General features: G+C 33.7%; 14 protein-coding genes, 1 tRNA gene and 1 pseudogene. 10 read left to right on the forward strand and 6 right to left on the reverse strand.

The window, feature by feature from the left end; genetic code table 11:
* Positions 1-51: 51 nt before the first annotated feature.
* From Q5O86_RS06740 to Q5O86_RS06755, 5 genes and pseudogenes are all read right to left on the reverse strand, one after another.
* Positions 52-3,006 carry a S8 family serine peptidase gene (locus Q5O86_RS06740; RefSeq protein ID WP_302626379.1) on the reverse strand — a complete coding sequence of 985 codons (2,955 nt, stop codon included), beginning with the start codon at positions 3,004-3,006 and terminating at the stop codon, positions 52-54.
* Positions 3,007-3,578: 572 nt separating this feature from the next.
* Positions 3,579-4,400 (reverse strand): hypothetical protein, encoded by an 822-nt coding sequence (locus Q5O86_RS06745; protein ID WP_302626380.1) that lies wholly within the window; start codon positions 4,398-4,400, stop codon positions 3,579-3,581.
* A 22-nt stretch (positions 4,401-4,422) separates the two neighbouring features.
* Positions 4,423-5,178 (reverse strand): hypothetical protein, encoded by a 756-nt coding sequence (locus Q5O86_RS06750; RefSeq protein WP_302626381.1) that lies wholly within the window; start codon positions 5,176-5,178, stop codon positions 4,423-4,425.
* Between the two features lie 218 nt (positions 5,179-5,396).
* A pseudogene (locus Q5O86_RS10920) lies at positions 5,397-5,543 on the reverse strand (hypothetical protein); the annotation flags it as partial.
* Between the two features lie 639 nt (positions 5,544-6,182).
* Positions 6,183-6,255, reverse strand: a tRNA-Lys gene (locus Q5O86_RS06755).
* A gap of 220 nt (positions 6,256-6,475) precedes the next feature.
* Between Q5O86_RS06755 and Q5O86_RS06760 the strand changes: the two genes are divergently transcribed.
* Positions 6,476-7,738, forward strand: a complete 1,263-nt coding sequence (locus tag Q5O86_RS06760) for an AI-2E family transporter (RefSeq protein WP_302626382.1) — start codon at positions 6,476-6,478, stop codon at positions 7,736-7,738.
* A 50-nt stretch (positions 7,739-7,788) separates the two neighbouring features.
* On the opposite strand, the gene trmB is transcribed toward Q5O86_RS06760, so the two are convergent.
* Positions 7,789-8,427, reverse strand: a complete 639-nt coding sequence (trmB, locus tag Q5O86_RS06765; protein WP_302626383.1) for a tRNA (guanosine(46)-N7)-methyltransferase TrmB — start codon at positions 8,425-8,427, stop codon at positions 7,789-7,791.
* Positions 8,428-8,761: 334 nt separating this feature from the next.
* On the opposite strand from trmB, the gene Q5O86_RS06770 reads away from it, so the two are divergent.
* The 9 genes from Q5O86_RS06770 to Q5O86_RS06810 all read left to right on the forward strand — a co-directional run bounded on the left by Q5O86_RS06770 (position 8,762) and on the right by Q5O86_RS06810 (position 17,401).
* The gene (locus tag Q5O86_RS06770) at positions 8,762-9,085 is read left to right on the forward strand and encodes a hypothetical protein (protein WP_302626384.1); all 324 of its coding nucleotides are present in this window, start codon (positions 8,762-8,764) and stop codon (positions 9,083-9,085) included.
* Between the two features lie 4 nt (positions 9,086-9,089).
* A complete protein-coding gene (locus tag Q5O86_RS06775; protein WP_302626385.1) occupies positions 9,090-10,145 on the forward strand; it encodes a V-type ATPase subunit in 1,056 nt (351 codons plus the stop codon).
* Positions 10,145-12,067 carry a V-type ATP synthase subunit I gene (locus Q5O86_RS06780; RefSeq protein ID WP_302626386.1) on the forward strand — a complete coding sequence of 641 codons (1,923 nt, stop codon included), beginning with the start codon at positions 10,145-10,147 and terminating at the stop codon, positions 12,065-12,067. Before Q5O86_RS06775 ends, Q5O86_RS06780 begins: the two co-directional genes overlap by 1 nt.
* Before the next feature lie 27 nt (positions 12,068-12,094).
* The gene (locus tag Q5O86_RS06785) at positions 12,095-12,517 is read left to right on the forward strand and encodes an ATP synthase subunit C (protein WP_302626387.1); all 423 of its coding nucleotides are present in this window, start codon (positions 12,095-12,097) and stop codon (positions 12,515-12,517) included.
* A 24-nt stretch (positions 12,518-12,541) separates the two neighbouring features.
* Positions 12,542-12,850, forward strand: a complete 309-nt coding sequence (locus Q5O86_RS06790) for a V-type ATP synthase subunit F (protein ID WP_302626388.1) — start codon at positions 12,542-12,544, stop codon at positions 12,848-12,850.
* Between the two features lie 16 nt (positions 12,851-12,866).
* Positions 12,867-13,439 carry a V-type ATP synthase subunit E gene (locus tag Q5O86_RS06795; protein ID WP_302626389.1) on the forward strand — a complete coding sequence of 191 codons (573 nt, stop codon included), beginning with the start codon at positions 12,867-12,869 and terminating at the stop codon, positions 13,437-13,439.
* 11 nt (positions 13,440-13,450) lie between these two features.
* On the forward strand, positions 13,451-15,217 hold the full coding sequence (locus Q5O86_RS06800) for a V-type ATP synthase subunit A (RefSeq protein WP_302626390.1): 1,767 nt from the start codon (positions 13,451-13,453) through the stop codon (positions 15,215-15,217).
* Positions 15,218-15,228: 11 nt separating this feature from the next.
* Positions 15,229-16,611 carry a V-type ATP synthase subunit B gene (locus Q5O86_RS06805; RefSeq protein ID WP_302626391.1) on the forward strand — a complete coding sequence of 461 codons (1,383 nt, stop codon included), beginning with the start codon at positions 15,229-15,231 and terminating at the stop codon, positions 16,609-16,611.
* A 175-nt stretch (positions 16,612-16,786) separates the two neighbouring features.
* Positions 16,787-17,401: a V-type ATP synthase subunit D gene (locus Q5O86_RS06810; protein WP_302626392.1), complete on the forward strand. Its 615-nt coding sequence runs from the start codon at positions 16,787-16,789 to the stop codon at positions 17,399-17,401.
* Positions 17,402-17,540 lie beyond the last annotated feature (139 nt).

Consider the following 17,540-nt stretch of genomic DNA (forward strand, 5'->3'; position numbering starts at 1 on the left):
CATTTTTCATAGGTCATTTTACACTATTTTTTATTATACAACAATTCAATATTATTTTACAATATCTGATTTAAACTCTATTTCAGTATAAGTTTTATCTACCTTAAATAAAATATTTTCAAATAACTTTCTATGTGCTGTCTCGTTATTCGAGGAACATTTTTTGTATAGTTCATCCGCAATATCGTAAATCTTATATGTCACAGCATCTGTATATACATATGTTCCATCTGATAGTTCTGCATAAGCCTTAATTTTCCATGTTGTCGTCCATTCTAATGTAGATTGATTGACAAACTGCATTGTCATAGCATAACTCTTTGCTATATCTGATTCCGAGCAAACTATTGGCATCATTCCTTTTGCTTCTGTACTCTCGATGCTTTTCACATAGGTGTCTGATTCTTTGGTGAAATCTGATAATGAGTACACAACTCCGGAGCTTACGACATCAACACCATTGATTTGGGAATCCACAGAATAAACTGTTCTCATTCCATTCACACTTGAATTGATTTGGAACCCATTAATTTCTATTCCTCCATCAATTGTTTTAATGTATTCACTTGCCGGAATAAATTTACAATAATCAATATTTGCTACATAATGTTCTGTCGATGTAGTGACATACTTTATGTAAACCTTATGTTTTCCTGCGGTTATCTCCCTATCTAATTTTCCTTTGACTTCTCCGTAATCCGCCCAAGATGCCGCATTATTAGGGAGCTCAACTGTTCCTACCTTATTATCCATGCTGTCAACATATATTTCTGCCTTTCCATTTGCAACAGATTTCGGACTGGAATAACAAATACATATTCCTCCAGCATTTTTACCAAAAGTAACATTGTCATATTCCATGATTACTCCGTTATTAATACCACCAATATTATGTCCGCCACTTGCATTGGAATTAGTATCTATTACACCACCCTCATTTGCTGTAAAATGCTCTGCCTCAATAATATCATATGCATCAAAAGTTCTTGTAGTAGGCTCTGGCGTTGTTGTCTCCACAGCAGTATTTTTTACCAATTCAAATGATGTAATATCAAATTTTAATCCCTGTGGCGCCTGACCCAAATCTAAAAATAACTGAATATTTTCTTTTGATGTAAAAGTAAGTTCCAGCTCGTTTGCTCCGGAATTTAATATATATAACTTCTCGGCTTCTGAATTTTCCTCCTTGAAGCGTATCTGTTTTGATGTTGCCATATTAGAATTTACTTTTATTTTGCATGTATATTTATTACCGGCAACTGCATCCAACTGTTTCGTCTTTAACTGGATTCCCCAATCAACTCCACTTGCCTTATCTATATATACACCGAAATCATTATATGATTTTCCATCCTTGTATCTTCCTGTTGGTTCATTTGCCCAGCCTGATGCAAAATATACAGACCAGTAGGAAAGCTCTGTCCAGTTGGCAGCTGCTGCTACATACCCAGGCATTGTATTTACAGTTGTTGTCTCTTCCGGCTTTTGTCCTGCCGCTGATAAAACTGCACTGTATGCATTCACAAATCCATAAGCATATGTATAATCCCTACCTGTCTCTCCTATGTCTCTGGCTGTGTCGATAAGAATTTTTCTTACAGTATCACTATTTAAACCTGGATTTACACTATACATCATTGTCACGACACCTGCTACCATAGGGCTTGCAAGAGATGTACCTCCCGTAATATATGTAGTATCGCCCGGACCCGGTGCATAAATATTTACACCCGGTGCACATATATCCTTTTTCCAGCCACGATTGCTTGTTCCGGCTATTGTATAATTAGCATCCACAGATATCACGGAGATTGTATTTGCATAATCAGAAGGATAACATTCTACATCACTTCCATTATTTCCGGCGCCACTCACAACCGTTCCCCCTGCCGCAACAAATCTGTCAATCGCTGCTTTTTCTACATCATTTGCCCCCTCATGGGCCAAACTGAGATTGACGACTTTCGCATTACATCTCAATGCATAATCAAGACCAACTGCAATTTTATCCACATACATCTCAATTTTAATATTAATTAAATCAACAACATCATTATTGATACAGCTTGCAACACCTGCTATCTGCGAGCCATTGTTTGCTGTCGCTCCAATTACACCCGCTACATTAATACCATGCATGTTAATATATTGTTGTGTACTTTGACTTAACGGAATCGAACTTCCATCACTCAATATTTCCGCAGACAAACCGGAACTGGCTCTCAAGTCAACACAGTTCATATCCGCTCCACCATCAATAACTGCCACCTTAACTTTTGAATGATTCACCGTTCTAATATATTTCCATGTATCTACTACATTCATGTTTCTCAGATAATATTGATCTGCTGCAAACGGGTCATTTACCAGTTCCTGAGCTTCTGTAAGCTGTTCCACCCGGTCATTCTTAGCTGTATGAATTGTTTCATTATAAGTTCCATAGGCCTTAACTGCTTTTTCCACTGTAAAACCTAATGAATTTTTCACTTTCACCAAATAGGTTCCATCCGAGTTTTTATGTATATACTCACACTCACCGTATTGGTCCTTTACAATTGCCTTAATTTCTTCCTCTGTGACATCCGCACCAAAACTTACAAGGGAATATCCGGCCTCATAAGATAGCTCGTCGGCGTTCTCTCTTTCTTTTGCTGCCTCTTTATAATCATTTAATATAGAGTCCGCTTCTTTGTTTACACTATTTTCAAAGTCTTTCAATTGCTCCTTCTCATTATTTTCATAATATGTTGTTAGAACTTTATTCACTGCTGCCTTGAAATCATTTCCCTTTAATTCATTGACTTCATCTGCTGCCCTACTACCGCTTTTTTTTGCAACAGTCGCAATTTTTTTTAATTCTCTGTTGCTGATAGTATATTTTTTTATCTTTGTTCTGCCTGCTGCTTTTGCTGTCGTATTAGATAGCTCACTTTTTGGTATAACCAGACATGCTAACAATACGATACATAACAAAATTCCCAATAGTTTTGTTTTCTTTCTGTTCATTCTTTGCACCTCTCCTTTTTATTTTACTAAGACATGTTATCAGTAACATTATTGTACTATAAAATAAGAGGTAATAAAATAATTTTATTTTTATTCTATTCTTTTGTTTTTTATATTTCAGGTTAGTTTTAGCCTCGCTCTAAATATGAAACTTTTTAAGAATTAGTAATAATATGTAAAAAGTTCGAGAATTTGTGGGAAGGATTTTGGGTTTTATCTACATCTTATTAAATCTAATCCTTATTCTATTATTCATTCGAATCTTATTTTTAAGAAGTCTAGTTTTTTATTCTTCAAATCTATACCGATTATAGTTCATAATTAATTTAAGACAACACCTTATGTGAAGAAACGGAAACGATTATGGCAACTGTATTATGGAAATGAAAAGGATTATTATTCCTTTGAATAGTTTAGTAGCGCAGTAGAAGAATATACATAATAATAGAACTCAGGCAAAAACAAAATGGATGCCACCTGTTAAATTAAGGATAGCATCCATGTGTTTAGCCAAGTTCTTAATATGTATCCAACATTCTGGATACATATCACCCCTCCTTCTTGTAATAAACTTATTCAATTTCTAAAAGTTGTTGTTCATTAATATAAACATTTCTTATTATATTTAAATCTAACAAATCGTCAAATTGGTTAGTGTATTGAACTTTAGTTGTACCATTTAATTTACAACCGGATTCACTAAACGTATTATCACTATTGCTAAGGTTTTTAATAAGATTACTATTTTCGCCCTTTATAACAATATTCAAATCATTCATTTCATTGTTTGTTAGAAGTCTTAATCCTAATGGCGAAACATATAGAATATTATCATTATATTTAAATTTTCTACAATTATCACTAAATTTTAAATCGAAAGTATATTGTTTATATTCGTTATTAACTTTTTCTTCTGTATCAATCATTTTAATACAATTATTTAAGTCTATATTTTCTAAATCATTTGTGCTGATGTCAAATGATGCATAAACAAATAATTTATTATTCGCATATTCTGCATATTTATTAAAAGTTCCCGATGCTTCATATTCAAATATAAATCGTCCATCTTTTCCAAATGATTTTATGGTTTTATTATAGTTATCTATATCAGATTCAACTTTGTTACCATTTTTATCGCAAATTGAGAATACTAAATATCCAAATTGTGTATTCTTTTCACATAAGCTTTCTTCTAAAGAAATAATATAATTATCAATTTCTATTTTCTGATTTTCTTGTGTTAATATGTTTTTAACAATACTTTCCTGTTCTTCATTATTTGAAAAGAAAAACTGAAATATACTTTTATTTAAATAAGCATATGTGATTATATTTGATGCAAAAAGTAAAAGTATTATTGTAATTAAAGCAATCACTATCTTTTTTTTCATGTTAGTCTCCTTATTACAAATATTAAATATGTTTATAATCTAAATATGCATTATACGATAAATCACTATAATAATTTGTAGATGAGCCAGAAACTCCAACAGATATTCCTTCTGAGCCAATAGAGATACTAGGCGAGATACTTTTATTAGTCATTGCATGGTTATATGATGTAGCAAAAATAACATATTTTTTTTCGTATCTGCATTGAAACTTTAATTCTATATATTCATCATCATAATATTCGTAAACATATTGTGTTGCTTTTATATTCATATCTTTTCTATTTCCAAAAAGATTTACTTTACATGTCACACCATCAACAGTGTTTTTAAATGCATCTGGATGAGTTTCATTTTTTTTAGTATATTTACCATAGCCAGTGAGACAACGATATGTTACTGTGTGTTTACATTTAGCAGTATTTCTTATTACATTACCATTTTTAACTGTAACTCCAAATACATCCACGTTTCTATAATAAGCCTCATCTAACCAATAGGCTTTGGCTGTAACATAAATTTTACCTTTCTTTTCAAATTGGCATGCATATATTGTTTGTTTTACCTTATTCTTTGTTTTAGGATGATTCCAATCCTCATAAAGAGGTTCTTTAGCATCAACATCAGTAGGTATAATTCCTAATGACTTACCAATTTCTTCGAATGGAGATTCGTCTTCTTCATAATCGATTTTATCTTCTTCTATTCTTTCCTCAATTATATTATCGATTTCATCATTTTTCATTTCTGTAACAGTACCATTTTTTTCTTCATCCACGGATACATAATCAATATATACAGATGTATTTATTGATCTATTTAATTCATCAATTGTTTCTTCATCCTAATCATTGATTTCTTCATCAAAAATTCCTTTAATTGTCCTACTCTGTTTTGTATTTTTTTAAGCTTTGAAACTTCGCTGATTATATACTATATTATTATTTTATTCAATATATTTTTCACAAACGTTGAAAAAACGACATGAACGTCGTTTTACATAGATGCAAACTTTTTGTTCGCAGAAATATATCTCTTTTTCGTTTCTGTATATTTTCTAACACTAATATATGCTTTTTTATCTCCCAAAAAATACACAAATTCTTTGTCTAAATGTTCGACAGCATTTAAATTAATTAAAAAAGATTTATGACACTAAAAAAAAACATACTCTTCCAGTTTTATTTCCAATTCATTGATTTTCTCATTACATTCATAACATCTATCTATTGTGTTTATAATAGACCCCCTTATTAAGATTACGCTGAATACTTATTCTCATGTGATATAGCGAACTAGAAAACGTGCTGTGAGTATACTTGAGAATGCAATAAAACAGGGGCATAGAAAAATTTGAAAATTTGAAAAGGTGCTGAATACACCAAAGATAAAGGGCTTGCACACAGATTTGTGTACAAATTTGTGTGCAAAATTTGATATATACAATATGTGTACAAAAATTAATATTGATATTTTTTAATCTAAAATCGTATGCTACAACTCTTTTGCATGAAAAGGACGAAGTTCGAATCCGCACCTACTGTGCTTCTTCTCACTTCACGGCATTCGCAGTTGAATGATTCAATATGAGCAGTGCCACAGCTCGAAAACCCCTGGTTTTCTCGCTGATGCGGCATTCGCCGCATAAAATAAAAAGAATAAAATTGGGCATGAAAGCAAGCTTTCACCCAATTTTATTCTTTCCATTTTTACACTGCTCATTGCTTACGCACAAAGAAAAGTACCACCCCAAACAATTTAATGCTCGAAACGGTACCCGCGTGCGCCTCCAGGGGCTCGAACCCTGCACACCCTGATTAAGAGTCAGGTGCTCTACCAAATGAGCTAGAGGCGCAAATATTAATATGTCTTGTCTTTAGCGACAATGGTTATTATAATACGACATGGAAAAAATTGCAACAACTTTTTTACATTTTATTTTCATTTTATTTCTATCTTTTTAATATTTTTCCCTTGTACTTATAATTAATTGTATTTATACTTATTATAATATACAAAGCAATCATATTTATTACTAAAAATTGCTTTTAATTTATAAATGACAGGAGTTTTTCATGGACAGCAAAAAAAATAAGTTTCAAGGTAACAGCAGATACTTTACAATTGCCATTTACAGTATTGTATCTGTTTTCATTATGGCGGTAATTGTAAAAGCAGTTTTCTTCTGGGAATCTACTTCTGCCACATTAAGCACTTTTTTTTCAACCATGTCGCCATTTTTAATTGGAATCCTTATCGCATTCCTTATTAATCCTTTAGTTTCATGGATGCGTAAAACTTTCTTTAAAAAATGGCTTCATATAAAAAATGATGCACTCAATAAAATACTTGCTATCTTCTTTTCATATTTATTAGTCATCACTATTTTAACAGTAGGGCTAATGTATCTGATACCTGAAATTATAGATAGTCTCAATCAACTACTCGAGAAAATGCCTGATTGGGGAAATTCCATCATGGATTTCATAAATAATCTTGCAAAAAAATATCCGGATATTGATTTTAAATATATTCAAGATTCTGTAACCAATGCGGATTCTACATTACAGAATACACTCAGTGATTTTATTAAAAAAATCACTACTACAATTGTTATAACCGGTATGAGTGTTATTCGTTTTGTTTTTAATTTTATCGTAGCCATTATTGTTTCATGTTATCTTATTATTGATAAAAAAATACAGGCAAGAGGTATTCAGCGTGTTATTTTCGCTTTTTTCAAATATCCTCGTGCCAAAAGAATTTGGAGTATTATCAACCGTTCACTAAAAATATTTAGTAACTTCTTTGACGGTAAAATGATTGACTCCCTTATCATGGGAATCTTGTGTTTTATATGCATGATGATTATAAGCCTATTTGGAGTAACCGGATTTTCGGATTGCGCTCTTTTAGTTAGTATTATTGTTGGAGTTACAAATATGATTCCATATTTTGGTCCTTTCCTTGGAGGAATCCCTAGTGTGTTACTACTATGTATTTATTCTCCAAAAAGCGCATTGATTTTTGGTATTCTGATAATTGTTCTTCAGCAAATTGACGGAAATCTTATTGGTCCAAAAATTTTAGGAGATTCTACAGGTCTTAGACCTTTATGGATTATTTTTGCAATTACCCTTGGCGGATGGCTCGCCGGTGTTTTTGGTATGTTACTTGGAGTTCCTTGTGTAGCTGTTATTACCGGTCTTATGGAAGATTATGTAAACGAAAAGTTAGATGCCAAAAACATAGATTTGCCTGTAATAAAAAACGAAAAAGTCAGGAAAGAAAAATATAAATTTCCTCCAGATAAATTTAAAAAGAAAACTACAAAATAGCGCTCTATAAGAAAGCAGCCACACTTATAAACCGTGTAGCTGCTTTCTTATTATCTCTTGGCGATTAATTTATGTATTGGATTTCCCATTGCCGAAAACTTGCTTTCGTATTCAGTCATCACATTCCCAATCATCTGTTCTTTATCATTATGTAAATCCCATGTTTGGGCAACAAGTGTCCATCCTGCTTCCTTTACCTGGTCAAGAGAAAATTCAAATAACAAATCATTATCCGTTTTAAACTCTACAATTCCATCTTCTTTTAAAATGCTATCATATCTTTCGAAAAACTGTTTTGACGTCAGTCTTCGTTTTGCATGTCTGTCCTTTGGCCATGGGTCAGAAAAATTAAGATAAATTCTATCGATTTCCTCCCGTTCAAACACATCACATATGTATTCTGCTTCCATTCTTATAAGCCTAAGATTTGGCACATCTAATTCTTCACATTTTTCTATTGCCCGAATAAGTACACTGGAGTATTTTTCTATTCCCACATAATTGATATTCGGATTTTCTAATGCCAACTGAGTTATAAATTTACCTTTCCCCATTCCAATCTCTATCCTTATCGGATTATCATTTCCAAACTCATCATTCCATTTTCCTTTTAACTGCCGTGGTTCATTAATTGACAATCCGCTCTCTGCAATTGCCTCTCTTGAACCCGGAACATTTCTCAATCTCATATCTCTCTTTTCTCCTTCAATATTCTGCCATATACTTCTCATAAGTATATTAAATTCTTCGCCCTTATTTGTTCTTTAAAATTTTAATTTCTTTTATTAACTTTTTCAAGTTTTTATTGTATTTTTTTCAAAAAGTGCTAAAGTAATACATGAAGTACCAAAGAGGGTAAATCTTTAAACCTTACCCTTGCTTTTCTGTCTCGGTAAGATTGAATACCGGGGCTTTTTATCTATATACGAACATTTTTACGTTTTTTCAATAATGTATTATAAATGGTTATATTGAGATACTAATTTGGTACTAGTATTTTCCTATATTATAAGGAGGCTGCACATGAATCAAGATATTAACAGTATCATTAACCAATTAGCGGAAATTGATTCTGCTTCCGCAAAGATTATGCAACAAACTCAAAACGAGAAAACAAAATATGCAGAATATATCAATCAACAAAAACAACAGTATGATGAAAAATTACAAAAAGAAATTGATATTGCTATTTTGGAATGTCAGAAGCAGATGGATGAAAAAAGTAAATTAGAAATTGAAAAATGCAAATCAGATTGTAATAAAGAAATAAAACAGCTTGAAACTATTTTTAAGGACAAAGGTTCTGACTGGGCTGACCATATATTTAATAATATTATAAAGGAGTGAGCCTATGCTTAACGGGAAGCTTACAACTTACAGTGGCATGACAACCAAAATCAGAGCAATGAAGAAACGGCTGATATCCGAAGCACAATATAATGAAATAGCAAACATTTCTACCGTTTCGGATTTAATTAATTATTTACAGATGTTTCCTTCATATGCAGGTGTTCTTGCCAATATTGACGCTGCTTCTGCCCATCGTGGTGAAGTTGAAGGAAAGATGACTTTTTCTACTTATTATGACTTTTCCAAAATATTTCACTTTGCAGGAAATTCACAGAAACGTTATCTTGAGTTTTATTTTATGAAATATGAAATTGCCACATTAAAAGCATGCATGAGAAATATTATGGACAGTCGAAACGACACAATACCGGTTTTAGTAGATAAGCATTTTAAGCGTCATTCAAAATTAAATATAGACAAACTTATAAATTCATTAACCATTGAAGAGTTTATTGAAAATTTGTCCGGTTCCGTTTACGAAAAGGTAATTAAAAAGATTTATGAATTTGAAAATCCTATACTATTTGATTACGAAATGTCATTAGACCTTTTCTTTTTCAATTATATATGGAATAATCAGGACAAATTTATACCAAAGGGCGAAAAGAAATATTTCCAAAATTCATTTGGAGCTCAGGTGGATTTACTAAATATTTTATGGATATACCGTTGTAAAAAATATTACACGGTGTCAGATTCACAAATTTATTCGTTTCTAATCCCAATATATTATAACCTTGACCGCTCAAATATTAAGGCACTGGTGGAAGCAGAAAACGATTATTTGTTTTTTGAATTAATAAACAATTGTTATTATGGTAGAAATTACGGATTTGATTACACACAATCTATGGAATCTCAATTTGGTGGTATCCTAAATTCTATATATATGAATGATTTCAAAGATGCGCCTTATTCCTTAGCTTCCATAAATGCATACTTTCATTTAAAGAATCTAGAAGTTGCAAAAGTAGTAACCGCTATGGAATGTATTCGATATGGATATTCACCAGAGGTTATTACCCAATATATAAATCAAAAGAAAGGGGTATTGTAATGATTGAAAAAATGAGTTTTGTAACATTGGCAGGACCAAAAACAGAAATCGACTATCTTGTTACTCATTATCTAAGCAAACATGATATCCATTTAGAAAATGCCCTGACTGAATTTAGTTCTTCGGAACAATTTACAACCTTTACAGAAGAAAATCCATTTAAAGTTTCTCTCAATAAAGGTCATGAATTAATGAATCTTATAAAAAATCCTGAAAAGGTTCAAATAGAAAAAATTAAGATTCCCAGTGCAGAAAAGTTTATCGAAAAAATCGAAGATGAACTGGCTGATGTGAGGGACAATATTTCAGAACTAAATGAAAAAATACAGGCTTTGGATACTGATTATAGCATACTGGCGCCTTTTAAGACTTTAAACTATACATTAAAAGGCATTTACGATATGGAATTTTTCAAATATCGTTTCGGAAAAATTCCGAGAACAAATTTTGACAAATTTGAATCATATCTGGACCCTGATATGAATGCTATTTTTATATCCACTTTAATAGAATCAGAATACGTTTATGGTGTATTCTTTGCACCTACGGAATATTTTGATGAAGTTGAAAAAGATTTTAGAAATATTCACTTTGATGATATTGCAATACCAAAAAAATACAAAGATTTTCCAAACAGCGAATGTATTAATATTGCAAAGAAAAAAGCTGAGCTTGAAGAAGAGATAAAATCTCTGGAAGCTCAAATTAATGAAATTATTGAAAAAAACAAAGTACGGCTTGTGTCAGCTATCAGAAGAATAGAAACTGCATATAGTAATTTTGATGTTAGAAAATTAGCGGCAGTTACCAGAGACTCCGGAGTAACTTTTCAGGTTCTCTGTGGATGGATGACAACGAAAGAAGCTAAAAAACTACAGAAAGAAACCGATAATGATGTAAATGTTGTATGTATTGTAAGCGAAGATGTCACAGACCATAAGACGGAACCGCCAACAAAATTAAAAAACTTTAAACTAATCAGACCTTTTGAAATGTTTGTTAGAATGTACGGGCTCCCTGCATATAATGAATTTGACCCTACCCTATTTCTGACAATTACTTATGCCTTTATTTTTGGTATTATGTTTGGTGATTTGGGACAGGGATTATGCCTGATGATTGGCGGAGCCATATTATATAAAGTTAAGAAAATGGATTTAGCAGGCATTGTATGTGCCGCAGGTGTATTTTCATGTATATTTGGCGCTATATTTGGAAGTTTTTTCGGTTTCGAATTTGACTCTCTAATCAGCCCATTACATTCTATGATAAAATTACCTTTTCTTGGAGAGATAAATTGGGTATTGGTAGCCGCTTTTCTTTTTGGTTCCTTTGTAATATTGACAACAATGATTTTAAATATTGCAAATGCTATCAAACAAAAAAACCTTGGAAAGGCATTGTTCGGTCCAAACGCCATTACCGGTTTCATTTTTTATGCAAGCATAATTGGTGTAATTTTTCTATATATGACAGGAAATCCGTTACCCGGAACACTTTTACTTATAGTAATGTTTGTGATACCACTGATACTGATTTTCCTTGAAGAACCATTAAAAAATATTATAAAGAAAAAGAAACCGATTGAGGAATCCGCCGGAATTTTTGCGGCAACCGCATTTTTTGAAGTCTTTGACTATTTGCTGACTTACCTCTCCAATGCACTATCATTTCTACGTATCGGAGTATTTGCAATCAGTCATGCAGCTATGATGCAGGTTGTTATGACGCTTGCCGGAGCGGAAAACGGAGGTACGCCAAATATCCTTGTAGTAATCATAGGAAATATTCTTGTCCTGGCAATGGAAGGGTTAGTTGTTGGCATTCAGGTACTTCGTCTTGAATACTATGAGATTTTCGGACGTTTTTATGAGGGAAGCGGACGTGAATTTATACCATACAGAAAAAAATTTAAAAAGTAGAAAATTAAATACTAGGAGGATTTTATTATGTTAATTAATGTTTTATTTTTAGTTGCTTTGGTACTTACAATTGTACTCCCTTTATTGGTTTATTTTATTGGAGAACAGAGTAAAGGTCGTTTTAAGAGAACAGTTCTCACAAACTGTGCTGCCTTCTTTGGTATTTTTCTCTTTGCAACAATTTTCTTATTTACAGAAACAGCAAATGCTGCCGTTGCTGCTGATGCAACCATATCCAGCGGCTTAGGATTAATTGCTGCCGGCCTTGCAATCGGTCTTTCCTGTATTGGCAGTGGATATGCCGTTGCCAGCTCAGCAAGTGCTGCACTTGGTGCATTAAGTGAAGATTCCAGCGTTTTTGGTAAAGCCCTTATCTTTGTTGCTCTTGCAGAAGGTATTGCTCTTTGGGGATTTATCGTTGCATTCCTTATCTTAACTCACGTTGCATAAATAAACGTGTCCTTGGAGGCATATATGAAAATGTATTTAATCAGCGACAATGTAGATACTTTGACAGGCATGCGCCTAGCGGGTGTCGAAGGCGAAGTTGTACATGGACGCAAAGAAACAAAACAGGCCGTAGAAAAGATTTTAGAAGACAAACATCTTGGTATACTGCTGCTTACTGAAAAATTAAGTTTAGAAATTCCTGAACTAATCGACGATATTAAATTAAACAGGAAACGCCCTCTTTTAGTGGAAATTCCTGATAGACACGGCTCAGGAAGACAACCGAACTTCATTACAAATTATATTAATGAAGCCATTGGAATCAAACTTTAGAAAGGATGTAAGGCAAATGACGATAGAAGAAAAGATGGAACACTTCAGGAGTATTTCTCTTGAAAGTGCAAATAATCAGAGTGCTGAGTCTTTAAGCAATTATAAAAAGTCATTGGATGATGAGCTGGAAGTTCATAAAGAAAATTCTGCACGTCTTGCTGAAGAATCCAAGCGTGCCCAGCTCAATCAGGTTCGCGCAAATTCAAAAAAACAGCTCTCTTCTGCACAGATGGCAATAAAAAAGGATTTGACAAAGAAACAATCCGAAATAAAGTCAAAGGTTTTTGAAATTGTGCGCAAAAAAATAGCAGAATATAGAAAAACCCCTGAATATATCACACATTTAAAACATCAAATTGAGAGCGTATTAGATGAATATAAAGAGAACAATATTACAATTTATATCGATTCCGAAGATTCACTATTGCTTGACGAATTAAAATCATATTTTAATTGTGATATCCAGATTTATGATAAAGATTTTCTTGGAGGTACGAGAACTATTGTACCGGAGAGAAATATACTTATTGACCATTCTTTTAAGACAAGATTGATAGAAGAACAGGAAAAATTTGCAATCACATTGTAGGAGGCAGCCAATTGGAAAAGACAGGTAAAATTTATGGAATAAACGGACCTGTCGTCTATATTAAAGGAAAAACAGACTTTAAAATGGGCGAAATGGTCTATGTTAGTTCTGAAAGGTTAGTCGGAGAAGTAATTGGACTTACCTCAGAAATGACTACGATTCAAGTATATGAAGAGACGAGTGGTCTAAAACCCGGAGAATTAATTTATGGTACTGACAGCGCTATTTTCGTGACGTTAGCACCTGGCATTATCAACAATATTTTTGATGGTATTGAAAGACCTTTAAGTGAAATAGAAAAACAATCAGGTGCATTTATATCCAGAGGTGTCAATGTTAATTCTCTTGATATCGAAAAAAAATGGGATGTACATGTCACTGTCTCTGTTGGCGAATATATTTCAGGTGGTACGATTATAGCCGAAACGCAGGAAACCCGTGCCATTATCCACAAATCTATGGTTCCTCCATACATAGAGGGAACTGTTATTGATGTGGCAGAAGATGGACAATACACAATTAATGATACAATTGTAACCATAAAAAAAGAAGATGGAACTATTATTGACCTATCTCTTACACAAAAATGGCCTATCAGGCAACCGCGACCAACCAATAAAAGATATGGAACAACCCAGCCTCTTGTTACCGGACAGAGAATTATGGATACCCTCTTTCCTTTGGCAAAAGGCGGAACTGCTGCAATTCCCGGTGGATTTGGTACCGGAAAGACAATGAATCAGCACCAGATAGCAAAGTGGGCTGATGCAGATATTATTATTTATATTGGCTGTGGTGAACGTGGTAATGAGATGACACAGGTTTTAGAAGAATTTTCAGAATTAATTGACCCAAAATCAGGAAACCCGCTTATGGATAGAACAACACTCATTGCCAATACAAGCAATATGCCTGTTGCAGCCCGTGAGGCAAGCATATATACAGGTATTACTCTCGCAGAGTATTACAGAGATATGGGATATCATGTTGCCATTATGGCCGACTCTACTTCGAGATGGGCCGAGGCTCTTCGCGAATTATCCGGACGTCTTGAAGAAATGCCTGCAGAAGAAGGCTTCCCTGCATATCTTGCCAGCAGACTATCTGCGTTTTATGAGAGAGCAGGGTATATGGAAAATCTGAACGGAACCGAAGGCTCCATTTCTATTATCGGAGCTGTCTCCCCACAGGGCGGTGACTTTTCTGAGCCGGTAACTCAAAACACGAAACGTTTTGTACGCTGTTTCTGGGGACTTGATAAATCACTGGCATATGCAAGACATTTCCCTGCAATACATTGGCTTACAAGCTATAGTGAATATGTTGATGAATTGGCAAACTGGTATAATACAAACGTTGGTCCTGATTTCGTGTCATGCAGGGCTAAGATTTTAGCACTTTTAAATCAGGAAAGTTCATTGATGGAAATAGTCAAATTGATTGGAAGCGACGTCCTGCCGGACGACCAAAAATTAACACTTGAAATTGCCAGAGTCATACGATTAGGATTTTTACAGCAAAATGCTTTTCATGACCAGGATACATGTGTCCCATTAAAAAAACAACTTTTAATGATGAAAACGATACTTTATCTATATGAAAAAGCATCAAAACTCATTGCCATGGGACTGCCAATGTCTGTGTTAAAGGAAAACAATATTTTTGAAAAAATAATTTCTATTAAATATGATATTCCAAATAATAAATTAAGTATGTTTGATGACTATAAAGTTGCCATTGATAATTTCTATGCAGAAATTATGGCTGAGAATGCATAAGGAGGTGCCATATGGCTATTGAATATTTAGGATTAAGTGAAATCAATGGACCGCTTATTGCATTAGAAGGTGTAAAAGATGCGGCTTTTGATGAAATCGTAGAATTTTCACTTAACGATGGAGAAGAAAAACGCCTCGGACGTATTATTGAAATATATGAGGATAAAGCAATTATACAGGTTTTTGAGGGGTCTGAGGGAATGTCTCTCACCAACACCCACACAAAACTTACAGGGCATGCAATGGAAATTTCACTCTCACCGGATATACTGGGAAGAACATTTAATGGTATCGGTCAACCGATAGATGGTCTTGCTCCTATTAACGGAGAAAAACGTGATGTCAATGGTATGCCGCTCAATCCGGTCAGCCGTGAATATCCCCGCAACTATATCAGAACAGGTATCTCTGCCATTGACGGACTTACTACTCTGATTCGAGGACAAAAGCTCCCTATTTTTTCAGGAAATGGACTTCCTCATGACCAACTTGCCGCACAGTTAGTAAACCAATCGTCTCTCGGTGACAGTGATGAAAAGTTTGCTATTGTTTTTGCAGCGATGGGTGTTAAAAATGATGTTGCCGATTTTTTCAAAAAATCATTTGAAGAATCAGGAGCATTGGAACATACTGTAATGTTCCTTAATATGGCAAATGACCCTGTTGTAGAGCGTCTGATTACTCCAAAGGTTGCCCTCACAGTTGCAGAATATCTTGCCTATGAGAAAGATATGCACATTCTCGTAATCTTGACAGATATGACAACCTTCGCAGAAGCTATGCGTGAGGTATCCTCATCCAAGGGAGAAATTCCTTCAAGAAAAGGTTATCCGGGTTACCTTTATAGTGAATTAGCTACAATATATGAACGTGCTGGCATTATCAAAGGAGCAAAGGGTTCTGTCACACAGATTCCGATTCTTACAATGCCAAATGACGATATTACACATCCAATTCCTGACCTTACAGGATATATTACAGAAGGTCAGATTACACTAGACCGTTCATTAAATGGTCAGGGTATATATCCGCCAATCAATGTTCTACCATCCCTGTCCCGTCTCATGAAGGACGGTATCGGAGAAGGATTTACAAGAGATGACCATCAGGATATTGCAAACCAGCTATTCTCTGCATATGCAAAAGTTGGTGACGCAAGAGCCCTTGCTTCAGTTATCGGTGAGGACGAATTATCACCTACAGATAAAAAATACCTTGAATTTGGCAAAGCATTTGAGGCAGAATTTGTCGGTCAGGGACTGGGAGTAAACAGAAACATTATCGAGACATTAAATCTGGGCTGGAAACTATTACACATCCTTCCAAAAGAAGAATTAGACCGAATAGATACCAAAATTTTAGAAAAATACTATGACGCATTCGCAGAAAAATAAGCACGAACGGAGTGAGTATTTATTTTTATCGAATGCGTCAGCGAAAAAATATAAAGTGCGACAGCACGACATCTGCGAAGCAGATGATTTTCGAGCTGTAATAGCAGAAAAATAAGCACGAACGAAGCGAGCATTTATTTTTTTCAAAAGCAAACAAAATAGGAGTGAGTTTATTATGAACTTAAACACAGTGCCTACCAAAGGTAATTTAATGTCTGCTAAAAGCTCCTTATCCCTTGCAAAACAAGGTTTTGAGCTTATGGACAAAAAGCGTAATATTCTAATTCGTGAAATCATGGATTTAAATGAAAAAGCCAAAAATATTCAGACAGAAATTGATATGACTTTTACAGAGGCATATATTGCCCTTGAAAAAGCCAACATTGAACTTGGAATAAAAAATGTAGAGACTTTTGCTTTTAATGTTACTCCTGAAAGCGACATACGGATTAAGACCCGAAGTGTCATGGGAACTGAAATTCCACTTGTAAAACATAGAGAAGAAATTCGTAATCCTGTTTATTCATTTTATGGAACTACAGAATCTTTAGATATGGCAAAATCCTGTTTTGAAAAAGTGAAAGATTTAACTATAAGACTTTCCATGATAGAAAATGCAGCGTATCGGCTCGCATACAATATAAAGAAAACTCAGAAACGTGCAAATGCTCTGAAAAATATAACCATTCCCAGTTATGAAACTTTAGTAAAAACAATCGAAAATGCTTTAGAAGAAAAAGAAAGAGAAGAATTTACAAGACTCAAAGTAATTAAATCACGCGTAAGTTAATTACCGGCTGATTTTCATGTCAAAACGAAATGACTGAAAGTCAGCTTTTTTATAACCAATATATGATTTCGTATAATTATTCTGTAGGTTTATTGATTTTTAGTAACTTTTTATGTACAATATAATCTGATTAATTATA

The organism is uncultured Eubacterium sp., assembly GCF_937958975.1.
Lineage (GTDB): Bacteria > Bacillota > Clostridia > Lachnospirales > Lachnospiraceae > Eubacterium_G.